This is a genomic window from Streptomyces kebangsaanensis, from assembly GCF_001906585.1.
Taxonomy (GTDB): domain Bacteria; phylum Actinomycetota; class Actinomycetes; order Streptomycetales; family Streptomycetaceae; genus Streptomyces; species Streptomyces kebangsaanensis.
Window position 1 is genome coordinate 27,404 of the sequence record NZ_JUJA01000163.1, and the last position, 14,346, is coordinate 41,749.

Consider the following 14,346-nt stretch of genomic DNA (forward strand, 5'->3'; position numbering starts at 1 on the left):
AGGGGCGTGCCGCGGGCTCTCAGGCCCTGGCCGCCGCGCGTGCCTCTTCGGCGCTCATCCCGCCGACGCGGTGGTGGAGCCGGCCGCCGCTGGCGACCGCCACGCAGATGAACAGCTCGTCGGGGCGCGGCACGTCGGGAACGGCCACGTGGATCGCGTCGTAGTGCGAGCGGACGTAGACCTCGTCCTTGAAGGCGAGCGGGATGTCGATGCCCGCCCCGGCCGAGGCGGTCTTGGTGGTCGAGGAGATCCAGGCGGCGCCGCCGCCCACGGCCTCGCGGAGGGCGTCGCCGAAGACGCTGGTGACGCAGGCCACGACGTGTTCCTGCTCACCGGCCAGGCCGGCGATCCCGCCCTTGCCGTAGCTCTGGATCTCGCGCCCGCCGAGCAGGGCGGCCGCCCGCTTGCCCAGTGCGGTGCCCAGTGCCGGGCTCGGGTCGATCAGCGGGGACAGGTCGGCCTCGTAGCGGCCGGCGAACGGGTTTTTGATCACCACGCCGGCAACCGCCTTGACCAGCGGTTCGCTTCCGACCGCACCTCCTTCGTGGTAGGTCTCCTCGACCAGGCCCACCCAGCGGCGGACCTGGTAGGCGCTGCGGACAACGTCCTCGGCGCTCATCGCTTCACTCCTGTTTCTCATGCCGTGGCGTGGCGGTCGGTGTCCGTGGGGTCGTACTGGGCGGTCTCCAGGTTCACTTCGTCGAACTGGTTGCCCTGGGACATCCCACGGTTCGCCGCATAGTCGGCGGAACGTTTCTGTACGCGGTCGGTGATCGGCCTCTCGGTGTGCCACCACCGGGTGAGCGCGTCCTCGAGGCCGGCGTCGGCCGCCTCGGTGGCCGCGACGGCGAGGGTGTAGGCGTTGGTCATCGCGGTGCCGGCGCCCTGGGCCAGGGCCGGGCACATCGCGTGCGCCGCGTCGCCCACCAGGGCCGCCCGGCCCCGGCTCCACTCGCTCACCACGGTGGTCTCGTAGCCGTAGTACTTGGGGTCGTCGGCCACCGCGGCGGCCTTCAGGACCGGGGCCAGCTCGGGGAAGACCGAGGTCCACAGGTCGAGGTCGATCGGTGTGCGGCTGCCCTGCTCGTCGTCCCGCGGCGCGCCCAGCGCGATGTACAGCTCGCGCTCGTTGCAGGGGACGTAGAGCACCCTCAGGTAGCGGGGCTCCAGGTTCCAGAAGTCGATGACGTTGTCCCACTCACCGGGCCCGAGTTCGTCCTTGCACCGCGGCACCAGGAACCGGGTGATCCCGTCCCGTGACTTCCACCGCTCCTGCTCGAACCCGATCGAGTCGCGCACCGCGGACTTCACCCCGTCGGCGCCGACGACCAGATCCGCCTTCAGCGTCTCGCCCGAGGCCAGGGCGACCTCGCCGCGCGGGTCCGCCGAGACGACCTCCGAGTCGGTGCGGATCTCCACCCCCGCCTCGAGTGCCGTCTCCAGCAGAGCCTTGTGCAGGTGGGGGCGCGTCATCGTGCGCCAGGGGAGACCGCCGAAGTCCTCCTGGGAGACGGTCCTGCCCTGCACCCGCGTCTCGTAGAACGGCGGGGTCATCGAATCGCTCATGGCCCGGTCCCAGGCGCCGATGGCCTTCAGCACCTGCAGGCTGTTGTGCCACAGGACGATGCCGGCGCCCTGCTCCCGAAGCTCCTTGCCCTTCTCGTGGACCCGTACCGTCCAGCCGCGCTGTGCCAGCGCGGCGGCGGCGGTCAGGCCGGCGAAACCCGCCCCCGAGATCTCGGCGTGGCGCCCGTTGCGGTCAACCGTGCTGCTCATTCTCTCGCTCTCGCTATCTCCCGACGTTCCCCGGCTGCGACCGATACGCCGTCACTTGCCGGCGTGGTGCTTCTCGGTGAAGGCCGGGTCGTACACGTCCTTGGTCCCGGGCACCTCGCCCTTGAGCACTCCCTGGTCGGCGAGGATGTCGATGGTCGCCTTCCACCGGGCCTCGTCCATCGCGCCCAGCCCCTGCTTGTCGGTGATGTCGCTGGTGAAGGTGTGATCGACATCCGCCTGCAGCTGGCGCTTGAACACCGGTGCCTTCTTGGCGAGTTCCGGGGAGGCCTTGGCGAGCAGGTCGGCCGTCTTGTCCGGGTTCTTCAGGACGTAGTCGAAGGCCTTGAGGTAGGCGTTGGTGAAGCGCTGGACGACGTCCGGCTTCTCCTTGATCATTTTGTCGCTGGTGAAGAGGCCGGAGCCGTAGGCGTTGTAGCCGGCGTCCGAGCCGAGAAGGATGCTGAGCGATCCCTGCCCGCCCGCGGCGTCCTCCAGCAGCGGGACCTCGGCGTCGATGTAGCAGACGACGGCGTCGACCTTGCCGGAGACCAGGTAGTTCTCGTACGGCGGAGTCACCGTGACCTCTTCCACGTCACCGCGCTTCATGTCGTTCGCGGCGAGCAGTGCCTGGTAGAAGATGAAGGTCGAACCGGCGGGGTGCACACCCACCGTCTTGCCCTTGAGGTCGTCGATCGTGCCGAGCTCGGTCCGCTTCTTCACCGAGCACATGCCCAGCGGCGAGACCTGGTTGACGGCGGCCAGGGCCTTGACCGGGACGTTCTGGGAGCGCGCGGTCACCAGCGAGGGCAGGTCGCCGAAGCCGAAGTCGGCCTTCCCCGTGCCGACGATGCGCAGGGCGTCCGGCGAGCCGGTGCCGGTGGCGATGTCCTCGACCTTGATGCCCTCGTCCTCGAAGTAGCCCATCTCCTTGGCGATGTGGAAGATCCCGTGGTTGCCACGGAGCTGGTAGTCGAGCTGGACGGTGACGGTGTCGAGCTTGCCGGACGAGGCGGACTTGCCGTCGTCCGCCGGTTCTCCGCCGCAGGCGGCGAGGGCCAGCATCGCCGCGGCGGCGGTGACCGCGGCGGCTCTCTTCTTTCTTGACGAAGGCATGCTTGACGAAGGCATGGGCGTTCCTTGCTGTTCGAGGGCGGAGGCGAAGAGGGCTCGGGCGGTCAGGCGCTCTCGGCGGACTTGATGTGGGGGAACCGCCTGCGCAGGAGGAACTCCAGGAGGGACATCCCGTAGTACAGGACGAGCCCGAGCAGGGACACGAGCGTGAGCGCGGCGAACATCAGCGGGGTGTCGAGCTGGGTGGAGGCGAACTGGATGAGGTAGCCCAGTCCGTCCCTGGCTCCGGCGAACTCCGCCACCACGGCGCCGATGACGGCCAGGGTGATGGCGATGCGCATGCCGGCGAAGAGGTAGGGCAGTGAGGTGGGGAACTGGATCCTGGTCATGATCTGGTTGCGGCTGGATCCCACCGACTTCATGAGCAGCAGCAGGTCCTGGTCGACCGCCTTCAGTCCCACGATCATATTGAGCGTGATCGGGAAGAACGCTATCACCACGATCAGCAGAAGCTTGGGCGCGAGCCCGTAGCCGAACCAGAGAATGAAGATGGGCGCCAGAGCGACCTTGGGCACGACCTGGAAAAGGACGACCAGCGGGTAGACCGCGCGCTCCAGCCACTCGAACCGGACAATGGCGACGGCGAGTACGACGCCGACGACCACACTCAGCAGAAATCCGTAGAGGATTTCCTCGGTCGTCACCCACGCGGCCGTCAGCAGCAATTCGCGCTGTTCGACGGTGGCTGCGATGAACTCGCTGGGCTTGGCGAGCACGAAACTGGAGACGTTGAATATCTCCACGGCCAGTTCCCAGACGACGCCGGCGCCGATCAGTACCAGGACGCTCGGCCAGGTCCGGGAGAGCCACGCGCGGAACTCTTCGCCGCCCGGACGCTTGGGCGCGGACTCCGTTTTCGTGCGCATCTGCTGTGCGGTCGCCATGTCAGACCGTAACTTTCGGTTCGAGAAGCTCGCGTGACCGAGCGGCGTACTCACTGAACAGGGGGTCGTCGAAGACCTGGCGGGTGCGCGGCCTGCCCAGGCCGATCTCCAGCGTCTCCACGATGCGTCCGGGCTTGACGCCCATCACGTGCACGGTGTCGGACAGGAAGACGGCTTCCGAGATCGAGTGGGTGACGAAGAGGATCGTCTTGCCGGTGGCCGCCCAGATCTCGGCCAGGTTCTCGTTCATCTGGTCGCGGGTGATGGCGTCCAGTGCCCCGAAGGGCTCGTCCATCAGCAGGATGGCCGGGTCCATGGCGAGGGCCCGGGCGATGGACACGCGCTGGGCCATTCCGCCGGACAGTTCATGCGGCAGTTTGTCGCCCGCTTCGGCGAGGCCCACCAGTTCAAGTGCGCGTTCCGCGGCCGGAACGGCGTCGGCGAACCGCTCCCCGGTCGCGATCTGGCGCAGCATGCTCGCGTTCTGCAGGGCCGACTTCCAGGGCAGCAGCGCGGGGCGCTGCGGCACCAGGCCGATCTGCCTGCGGCGAACGGCGGCTGCCGCGGGCTGTCCGCCGATGAGCACCTCGCCCGTGGTGGGGGCGAGAATTCCGCCCAGGATCTTGAGCAGAGTGCTTTTTCCGCACCCGGAAGGACCGAGCAGGGTCACAAAACTTCCGGGCTCGATGTCGATGTCGAGACTCTCCAGAACCGTCTGTTCCGATCCGCGGCGTCCGAAACGCATCCCGATATGTTGCGCAGAAATCCTCATGTTTTCCATGCACTAACTCCTACCCGCGCACCGGGAGCAGCCGGGGAACGGTCGAGCGGCGTCTTATCAAGCCGTGATAACGCTCTATCACGTGATGGTGCGATGACCGTACGAGCAGCGCCCCGGGGAGTCAAGACCTTGGACAGGATGTTTCTTCCGCGGAAAGACGGGTGCCGAACGGAAGAGGCCGCCGCCACGGCTGGGAGGTGCGGCGTGCGCGAAGAGGCGGGGNNCCGGCAGACGGCGGGCAGGCACCCGACGGCGCCTCTTCGACGAGGTGATCGGTCCACGAGCCGTGGACCTGCTGGTACTTGGGCACGGCGACGACGTCGATCACGACGACGGGCTGCTCGTGCAGCAGATGCCCTGACATACGAAAAAGGTGCGGGGCGGGTCTCCTGACCCGCCCCGCACCCGCAGCTCCCCCGCTACGACTGGACTCCTAGGCGTCGTACTTCCGGTAGGACGCGTCCAGGTCGCGCACCTCGGCCGAGGCGTGCAGGGTCAGGCCCTCCACCGGCCTGACGTGCTGCCGCAGCACCTGGAGGACCGTCTCCGTCAGGCGTGCCTTGGTCTCGTCGGTGCGGCCGGCCAGCAGGCCGATGGTGATGTGCACGATCGCGTGGCCCCCGGCGTCCGGACCGACGACGGTGTCCTCGGTCCGGCGGAACTGCGTCTTGCACGCCGGGGGTTTCGCGGCCGCGATCTCGACCGTCCGGGCGTGCAGCTCCCGCGCGAAGGCGGGCCGGTCGAAGGCGTCCGCCAGCTGCTCGGAGTAGTCGACGGTGATCTGCGGCATGGGCACTCCTGTTCCACGGCGGCCTGAGCCGCCTCAGCCTACTTTCCGAAGACCGCGACCGTACGGGCCGGGACGGTGAACGTGCCCGTCGCCGCCGTGTAGGAGGAGGTCTTCACCACCGGGTCCGCGCCCGCCGCCTGCACCGGGTGCAGCCGGTAGTGCGCCCCGGCGAGCGCGGCGACACGCTGCTGCTGCCGCTCGGGCGTCGCGTTGAACACCACCACCAGGTCACCGAGGGTCATGGTGATCACGCCGGGCGTCTCGTCCTTCCCGGACAGCGGGAAGGACAGCCGCTCCTGCACCTGCGCGGCCGTGGCGAGGGAGAACGCCTTCTCCGTCGTACGGATCCTCAGCAGGTCCCGGTACGCCGCCGAGGCCCCCTGGATCTGCGGGCAGCCCACCTTGACGGTGGTCAGCAGCGGCTTGGCGTACGGCCACTTGGACTCGTTGTCGGCCGCCATGGGCAGCCCCCGTCCGAAGCCGTTGCCGTCGGCGCAGTCCCAGTGGATGGCGTTGAACCAGTCGCCGCTGTCGTAGGAGTTGCGGTCCAGGGACTTCGAGCGCAGCAGGTCGGTGCCGGCCTGGGAGAGCGCCGGGCCCTGCGAGAGCGCGGCCGTCGCCATGGCCAGGACCTGCATCCGGGCCCGGTCGGCCGCCGGGGTGTCCTTCGGCAGCTTGTAGGCCAGGGCGTCGAACAGCGACTCGTTGTCGTGCGCGTCGGCGTAGGCGAGGGCGTCGCCGGGGGCGTCCGCGTAGCCGGCGGGCGAGCCGTTGTAGTCGACCTCCGCGCCCGTGACCCGCCTGCCGTCGGTGTCCGTGAACCGGTACGCGGCCAGGTTGCCGCTCAGCCCGACCTTGATCAGGTCCTGGTAGTGCAGCAGACGGGCCTTCTGCTCGGCCTCGGTGCCGTTCGCGGCCGAGGAGTTGGGCTCGGTGTAGAGGCCGGAGGCGAAGCCCTGGACGCCGGGGTCGTCGTCGAAGGGGCCGCCGCCGCGCACCGCGTCCCGCGCCCGGTCGGAGAAGGTCGCGATGCCGGTGCCGGCCATGTTCTTCTGGGTGGCCTGCACGAACCGGGCGTCGTCGGCGACCTCGCCGAAGTTCCAGCCCTCCCCGTACAGGATGATGTTCTTGCCGTCCACCCCGTCCTTCTTCGGGGTGAGCGCGTCGAGGGCCTTCCTGACCTCCAGGATGTTGGCCCTGGGGTGGTGGCCCATGAGGTCGAAGCGGAAGCCGTCGACCTTGTACTCCCTGGCCCAGGTGACGATCGAGTCGACGACCAGCTTGCCCATCATGGCGTTCTCGGGCGCGGTGTTGGCGCAGCAGGTGCTGTTGGCCACCGAGCCGTCGGCGAGGAGGCGCTGGTAGTAGCCGGGCACGATCCTGTCCAGGACGGAGGTGTCCGCCTGGCCGCTGGCGGCCGTGTGGTTGTAGACCACGTCCATGACGACCCCGAGGCCGTCCCGGTTCAGTGCCTGCACCATCTGCCGGAACTGCACGGTGCGGGCCGTGCCGTCCGGGTCGGTGGCGTACGAGCCCTCGGGGACCGTGTAGTGGTACGGGTCGTAGCCCCAGTTGTAGGCGTCCTTCGCGGCGGTCTTCGCCACGCACGCCTGCTGCCGCTCGGAGTCGGCCGGGTAGGAGGCCAGGTCGCAGTCCGGGGTGGCCTGGTCGGCCTTCCGCTCCGGGATGGTGGCGATGTCGAAGGCCGGCAGCAGGTGGACGTGGGACGTGCCCGCCCGGGCCAGCTCCCGCAGGTGCTTCGACCCGTCGCTGTTCCTGTCGGTGAAGGCGAGGTAGGTGCCCTTGTCCTTCGCCGGGACCGTCCGGTCCGCGAGGGAGAAGTCGCGGATGTGCAGCTCCTGGATCTGGGCGTCCCTGAGCGGTACGGCCCTGGGCTTGGCCAGGGACGACCAGCCGCTCGGGGCGAGCGCCCTGTCGCCCAGGTCGACGACGAGGCTGCGCTCGGAGTTCGCGGTGAGGGCGAGCGAGTACGGGTCGGTGACCTTGTTGGTGACGACCTTGCGGACGGAGGGCGCCCACACCTTCACGACGTAGCGGTACGGCTTGTTCTTCCACGACGCCGGGCCGGTGACCGACCAGACGCCGGTGGTGTCGTCGCGGCGCATGGCGACCGTCTTGCCGTCCAGCTCCAGGGCCACGCTCTGCGCGGTCGGCGCCCACACGCTCAAGGTGGGCCGCCCGCCGTGGAAGACCGGGCCGAGCTGCGCCCTGGTGGCGGCGGTGCCGTGGACGTCGTCGAGTACGCCGGCGAGCTGGACGCCGGTCGCCGCGAGCACGGCACCGTTCGCGGCCCGCTGGGAGGCGACGACCTGGCCGCGCAGCGCCTCGCGGACCCGGGCTCGGTCGCGCGGGTCGACGGAGTAGGCGGTGTAGTCCTTCAGGTGCGGGAACTTCGCCTTCTGCGCGTCGGTCAGCGTGGTCCTGTCCAGCCGCAGCCAGCGCTCGTCGTCACCGGTCAAAGCGCCGTCCTCGACGGTGATGGACCCGTCGTGGGAGTAGACCAGCTGGGTGGAGGCGGCGCCGTCGGAGCCGCTCCAGGCGACCGTGTTCCGGTCGATCCAGATCGCCCTGGAGGTGGACAGGTCCAGGGCGGCCGCGCCGCCCGCGGGCTGCGGCAGCAGGTGCTTGTCCTGGCCGTTCAAGAGCCACACCTCGTAGCCGTCGGCCCTGAGGTCCAGGGACCGGTCGGCGGCGAGGTCCTTCTCGTCGCCCTTGTGGACGATGTAGCTGAGGCTGGTGGCACCGTCGGTGAGCGGTACCTCGAAGACCGCGCCATAGGAGTCAGTCTTGACCGGCTGGAGGGGTTTCGACCAGTCGGTGGGGTTCGCGGCGCCCGTCCAGACGTGCAGGCCCCAGCCGTCGTACTTCCCGTCGGCGCGGTGGTAGTGGAGGACCGCCTTGGACGTGTCCTGCGCGGGGAGGTCGGCGGGCCGCGTGGTCCGTACGGCCTCCTCGCCCTGCTCGACCCAGACCTCGCCGGTCCTGGTGAGGTCGATGGACCGGTCGGCGGAGACGTCCTTGTTGCCGTGCTTGTCGATCACCAGGAAGCCGACGTCGGAGGCGCCCGGCTTCAGCTTGACGTAGGCGAAGGCGCCGTAGGCGTCGCGGCCGGTGAAGGGGTGGCTGTCCGGCCAGGTGGTCGCCTCGCCGTCGGCGAGGTCGCCCCAGGCGTACAGGCCCCAGTCCGCGTAGTCGCCGTCGGTGCGCTTGTAGTGCACGATCGCGTAGTCGCGGGAGGCGGCGGTGGGGACCTCGGGGGCCGGCGGGGTGCCGGTGCTGGAGGCCGCGGTGGCGCTCGCCGTGCGGCCGGCCGAGTCGACGACGACCGCCTTGTAGCGCAGGGGGGTGCCGGCCGGAACGGTCTTCTCCAGGGTCTGGGTGACCTTGTAGGGGGCGTGGTCGGCGGTGCCGAGCACCTTCCAGGGGCCGTTGCCGACCTGGGCGGCGAAGACCACCCGGTTGAGCTGCCCGCCGGTGACGTCGGCGCCGAGGTCGACGGTGCCGGTGGCTCCGGCGGCGGGGGCCGTCAGGGTGACGGTCGGCTTGGTGGCGGGCTTGTCGAGGGTGCCGGCCGCCTTGAGGACGACGGCGGAGCCGGCCGGGACGGTGACGGTGACCTTGCGGTCGGCGCCGGAGGTCACGGTCGCCCTGGTGCCGTGGATGCCGCGGTACGCCATCTTCGCCGAACCGGTGGCGAAGGTCGCCGTCCTCGCGTCGTCGGCGTTGTTGAAGGCGACGACGTACTCGGCGCCGGTCTTCGCGTCCGTGCGGGTGAAGGCGTAGACGCCCGGCCCGTCGGCCGCGTACCGCTCGGTCTGGACGCCGTCCGTGAGGGCCGGGTTGTCCTTGCGGAGCTCGGCCAGGCCGGCGATCTGCCGGTACAGGGGCGCGGTGGTGTCGTAGGCGTCGCGGGCGTGGGTGCGGCCGGTGCCGATCTGCTCGTCGTCGAGGTAGTCGGCGACCTGGGAGGCGAACATGGTCTGGCGGGCGTCCTTGTCGCCGCCGGAGCCGGTGAAGCCCTGCTCGTCGCCGTAGTAGACGACGGGGTTGCCGCGGCTGAGGAACATCAGCTCGTTGGCGAGCTTGTCCTTGCGCAGGATCTCGGCGTCGGTGGCCTCGGGGTTGTCCTGCTTGAGGAAGGACCCGATGCGGCCCATGTCGTGGTTGCCGAGGAAGGTGACCTGCCCGTAGGCGTTGGCCTTGTCGGTCGTGTACTTGTGGTCGTCGCCGAAGACGCCCGCCAGCTTCCTGGCGCTGCCGCCCTGGGAGGCGTAGGCGCGGGCCGCGTCCTGGAAGGGGAAGTCCAGGGTGGCGTCCAGGCGGCCCTGGGTGACGTAGGGGGCGTTCACGGAGGTGTCGGCGGAGTAGACCTCGCCGAACATGAAGAAGTCCTTACGGCCGTGCCGGGCGGCGTACTCGTCCAGCGCCGTGGCCCACTGGGTCCAGAACTCCATGTTGACGTGCTTGACGGTGTCGACGCGGAAGCCGTCGACACCGAAGTCCTTCACCCAGCGCTGGTAGATCTTCTCCATGCCGCTGACGACCTCGGGGCGCTCGGTCCACAGGTCGTCGAGGCCGGAGAAGTCGCCGTAGGTGGAGTTCTCTCCGGCGTAGGTGGAGTCGCCGCGGTTGTGGTACATCGTCGGGTCGTTGAGCCACGACGGGACCTTGAGGTTCTTCTTGGCGGCGGGGACGGCCGGGGTGTACGGGAAGGAGTCCTTGCCGACGGCGGGGAACTTCTTCGTGCCGCTCGCGTGGTCGGCGTCGTCGAAGGGGCGGCCGTCCTCGGTCAGGTAGGGGAAGGCGCCCTTGGACAGGTACGCGTGGGAGCCGCCCTCGTAGTCGATGACGTCGGCGGTGTGGTTGGTGATGACGTCGAAGTAGACCTTCATGCCCTTGGCGTGCGCCTTGGAGATGAGGTCCTTGAGGTCCTTGTTGGTGCCGAAGTGCGGGTCGACCTGGGTGAAGTCGGTGATCCAGTAGCCGTGGTAGCCGGCGGAGGCGTCCTTGCCGGTGCCCTGCACGGGCTGGTTCTTGAAGATCGGCGCGAGCCAGATGGCGGTGGTGCCCAGGCCCTTGATGTAGTCGAGCCGGCCGGTCAGGCCCTTGAGGTCGCCGCCCTGGTAGAAGCCCTTGTCGGTGGGGTCGTGGCCGGTGGCGAGCCGGGAGCCGGTCAGTCCGCCCCTGTCGTTGGAGGCGTCTCCGTTGGCGAAACGGTCCGGCAGGACGAAGTAGAACTGCTCGCGGGTGGCGTCGTGCCGGGTCGGCTCGGCGGCGAGTTTCGCGTCCGAGGGCGGCGCGGGCGGTGTGGCCGCCCGCGCCGTGAGCGGTGGGACGAGCGCTGCGGCGAGCGCGGCCGCGGTGACGGCGGCGACGCGTCTGCCTGAGGGGGTGCGGCGCCGCGAGGGCGCCGGCCATCTCGGTATCACGGGATGAACTCCTTGGCGGTACGGCTCACTTGACTGTGACCCCTCGCCCCGGCAGCGGCTCCGCCGCCAGGCGTGGGCGCGACCGTATCGCCTGCGCAAGGTTTACAGCAAGACTTTTGAAACCTCTAGCAAGAGTTTTCACGACCGTGCGTCCGGTCGGTCGGCGCACCGCGCGGCGGGCGTACCGCCGTTCAGCAGCTCGACTTGCCCGCGTAGAGCGCCAACGCGGTGTTGGAGCCCAGAGTGGCGGTGAACTGGCCGGCGCTGTTGACCGTCACCGGCGTGTTGTTCTGGACGTTGCAGTAGGTGCCCGCGGGGAGGGAGGTCTGGTAGGTGCGGGTCAGGCTGCCCGACTCGTGGTTGACGGCCACGAAGCCCTTGTCGCCCCGGCCGAAGGCGATGGCGTTGTTGCCGTTGTCCCACCAGTTGGTGACCGCCTGGCCGCGGGTGGCGTTGCGGAAGGCGACCATGGACCTGATCTCCGGCCAGGCGTGCTGGCACTTCCAGCCGTCCTGCCAACAGGCGTTGACCTTGCCGCCGTTGGGAGGACCGGCATCGATGTTGGACCACTCGTAGGCGGAGTTGACGTCGGGGGCGCCGTACGGCCAGGCCAGCATGAAGACGTGGGCCAGCGTGTAGTTGGCGCCGTTCTTGTAGTTGAGGGTGGAGCCGTTGCGCTCGGTGTCGTGGTTGTCGACGAAGACGCCGGCCACCGAGCTGTTCAGGTAGCCCCAGCCCTCGCCGTAGTTCTTCAGGTACGCGAGCTTCTCGTTGTTGAAGACCCGCTTGAGGTCGTAGGCGTAGCGGAACTCCTGGACGTCGCCGTTGCCCGTGTACTCGCCGGGCTGGACCGCCTCGCCCGCGCCGTATATGACCTCCTGCTTCCAGTACGCGTTCCTGTTCGTCAGGCGCGACTTGATGTTGGCGAGGTCGCCCGCGTCGATGTGCTTGGCCGCGTCGACGCGGAAGCCGTCGACGCCGAGGGAGAGCAGGTCGTTCATGTAGCCGGCGATGGCCTTGCGGACGTACTCCTCACCGGTGTCGAGGTCGGCGAGGCCCACCAGTTCGCAGTGCTGGACGTTCCAGCGGTCCTGGTAGTTGTTGACCTCGGACATGCAGTCGTCGAAGTCGTACACCGAGTACAGGCCCGGGTAGTTGTACTTCGAGTACGACGAGCCGCCGGTGCCGGTGCCGCTGCCCGCCGACATGTGGTTGATCACCGTGTCGACGACGACCTTCACGCCCGCCGCGTGGCAGGTGTTGACCATGTTCTGGAACGCGGCGCGGTCACCGAGCCGGCCGGCGATCTTGTAGCTGACCGGCTGGTACGACGTCCACCACTGCGAGCCCTGGATGTGCTCGGCGGGCGGGGAGACCTGGACGTAGCCGTAACCGGCGGGGCCCAGGGTGCTGGTGCACTCCTTGGCGACGGAGGCGAAGTTCCACTCGAAGAGGACCGCGGTGACGTCCTTGGTGCCGGGCGGGGAGGCCGCGGCCGGGGAGGCGAGGGCGACCGAGGCCGCCGCGGCGAGGGCCGCGGCACATGAAAGGGATCTGCGGATGGCCATGTGGGGGTTCCTTCTTCGTTGAAGGCTCTTGCTGAAAAGTTCAGCAAGTGGTTGACCGCAGAATAAAGGCCCGCTGCCTCAACGGACAGCGGGCCGTGTGGAGTTGGTGTGAAAGTGTGGCCCCGGACCCTGTGTCTCAAGGCCTGTGTCTCAAGGCCTGTGTCTCAAGGCCTATGTCTCAGACCCTGTGTCTCGGATCCCGTGTCTCAGTCGGCGGTCCACCACACCGTCGTGTCGCCCGGGACCTTCACCTCGCCGTCCGCCTCCGTCACCTCGCCGCTCGTGAGCAGCACGCGGCCGTACGCCGGGGTGGTCACCGACTCGCCGGTCGTGTTCGCCACGCAGACGAACTCGCCGCGCCGGAGGGCGAGGACGCCCTCGGGGGCGCGCAGCCACTCCACGCCGTCGCCCGCGCCCAGGTCGGGGTGGGCGCGGCGGGCGGCGAGGGCGGCGCGGTAGAGCTCCAGGGTGGAGCCGGGCACGCCCTGCTGGGCCTCGACGCTCAGCTCGCCCCAGTTCGCCGGCTGCGGGAGCCAGCTGCCGCCGTCGCCGAAGCCGTGGGAGGAGCCCTCGCGGGTCCACGGGATCGGCACCCGGCAGCCGTCGCGGAAGCCGTCCTGGCCCTCGCCGCGGAAGTACGCCGGGTCCTGGCGCACCTCGTCCGGCAGGTCCACGACGTCCGGCAGGCCGAGCTCCTCGCCCTGGTAGACGTACGCCGAACCGGGCAGCGCCAGCATCAGCAGCGTGGCCGCGCGGGCCCGGCGCAGGCCCAGCTCGCGGTCGCCGGCGGTGCGGATCTGGGTGCCGAGGCCGGGCGGGTTGGCGAAGCGGGTGGCGTGCCGGGTGACGTCGTGGTTGGACAGCACCCAGGTGGCCGGGGCGCCGACCGGGCCCATGGCCTCGAGGGTGCGGTCGATGACCTCGCGCAGTTCACCGGCGTCCCAGTCGGTGGTGAGGTACTGGAAGTTGAACGCCTGGTGCAGCTCGTCGGGGCGCACGTAGTTCGCGGTGCGCTCGACGGTCGGCGTCCAGGCTTCCGCGACGAAGATGCGCTCACCGGAGTACTCGTCGAGGATGTGCCGCCACTGCCGGTAGATCGCGTGCACGCCGTCCTGGTCGAAGAACGGCATGACATCGTTGCCCAGCAGCTTCAGCTGGTCGTGGGTGCCGAGGTCGGGCAGGCCGTCGGCCTTGACCAGGCCGTGGGCCACGTCGATGCGGAAGCCGTCGACGCCCATGTCGAGCCAGAACCGCAGGATGGAGCGGAACTCGTCGCCGACGGCCGGGTGGTCCCAGTTGAAGTCGGGCTGCTCGGGCGCGAACAGGTGCAGGTACCACTCGCCGGGGGTGCCGTCCGGCTCGGTGACCCGGGTCCAGGCGGGGCCGCCGAAGATGGACTCCCAGTCGTTGGGCGGCAGTGCGCCGTCCTTCCCCTTGCCGGGGCGGAAGTGGTAGCGGTCGCGCAGGGGCGAACCGGGGCCCTCGGCGACGGCACGCTTGAACCACTCGTGCTGGTCGGAGGAGTGGTTGGGCACGATGTCGACGATGATCCGCAGACCCAGCTCGTGGGCGTCGCGGATCAGCGCGTCGGCGTCCAGGAGGTTGCCGAACATGGGGTCGACGGCGCGGTAGTCGGCGACGTCGTAGCCGGCGTCGGCCTGCGGGGAGGCGTAGAAGGGGCTGAGCCACACGGCGTCCACGCCGAGGTCGCGCAGGTACGGCAGGCGGGAGCGGATGCCTTCCAGGTCGCCCATGCCGTCGCCGTCGCTGTCGGCGAAGCTGCGTGGATACACCTGGTAGATCACCGCGTCCCGCCACCAGTCGCGGCGCGGGGCGACGGTGGCCACGGCCGCTTCGGAGAGGGGGGAACGGACCGGGAAGTGCTGCTGGCTCATGGCGTCCTTGGTGCGTAAGGAGTAGGGGGTCGGGGTGCGGGTGGCGGCGGCGTCCGGGTGACGAGGCGGCC

9 protein-coding genes are annotated in these 14,346 nt (G+C 69.6%); all 9 read right to left on the bottom strand.

Features of this window, described 5'->3' with window-relative positions:
- Nucleotides 1-19 precede the first annotated feature (19 nt).
- The 9 genes from RH94_RS31825 to RH94_RS31865 all read right to left on the bottom strand — a co-directional run bounded on the left by RH94_RS31825 (nt 20) and on the right by RH94_RS31865 (nt 14,275).
- Nucleotides 20-619: an amino acid synthesis family protein gene (locus tag RH94_RS31825; RefSeq protein WP_073951812.1), complete on the bottom strand. Its 600-nt coding sequence runs from the start codon at nt 617-619 to the stop codon at nt 20-22.
- A gap of 17 nt (nt 620-636) precedes the next feature.
- Entirely contained in the window at nt 637-1,776 is a 1,140-nt protein-coding gene (locus tag RH94_RS31830) for an FAD-dependent oxidoreductase (protein ID WP_234426171.1), read from the bottom strand.
- 51 nt (nt 1,777-1,827) lie between these two features.
- Entirely contained in the window at nt 1,828-2,889 is a 1,062-nt protein-coding gene (locus RH94_RS31835; RefSeq protein WP_073951813.1) for an ABC transporter substrate-binding protein, read from the bottom strand.
- A 62-nt stretch (nt 2,890-2,951) separates the two neighbouring features.
- Entirely contained in the window at nt 2,952-3,791 is an 840-nt protein-coding gene (locus RH94_RS31840; protein WP_073951814.1) for an ABC transporter permease, read from the bottom strand.
- Nucleotide 3,792: 1 nt separating this feature from the next.
- Nucleotides 3,793-4,572, bottom strand: coding sequence for an ABC transporter ATP-binding protein (locus tag RH94_RS31845; protein ID WP_234426172.1), 780 nt, complete (start codon nt 4,570-4,572; stop codon nt 3,793-3,795).
- A 433-nt stretch (nt 4,573-5,005) separates the two neighbouring features.
- Entirely contained in the window at nt 5,006-5,362 is a 357-nt protein-coding gene (locus RH94_RS31850) for a 5-carboxymethyl-2-hydroxymuconate Delta-isomerase (RefSeq protein WP_073951816.1), read from the bottom strand.
- Nucleotides 5,363-5,400: 38 nt separating this feature from the next.
- Nucleotides 5,401-10,812 (bottom strand): pullulanase-type alpha-1,6-glucosidase, encoded by a 5,412-nt coding sequence (gene pulA / locus RH94_RS31855; RefSeq protein WP_073951817.1) that lies wholly within the window; start codon nt 10,810-10,812, stop codon nt 5,401-5,403.
- A gap of 191 nt (nt 10,813-11,003) precedes the next feature.
- Nucleotides 11,004-12,380: an alpha-amylase gene (locus RH94_RS31860; RefSeq protein ID WP_073951818.1), complete on the bottom strand. Its 1,377-nt coding sequence runs from the start codon at nt 12,378-12,380 to the stop codon at nt 11,004-11,006.
- Between the two features lie 206 nt (nt 12,381-12,586).
- The gene (locus RH94_RS31865; protein WP_073951819.1) at nt 12,587-14,275 is read right to left on the bottom strand and encodes a glycoside hydrolase family 13 protein; all 1,689 of its coding nucleotides are present in this window, start codon (nt 14,273-14,275) and stop codon (nt 12,587-12,589) included.
- Nucleotides 14,276-14,346: the final 71 nt, after the last annotated feature.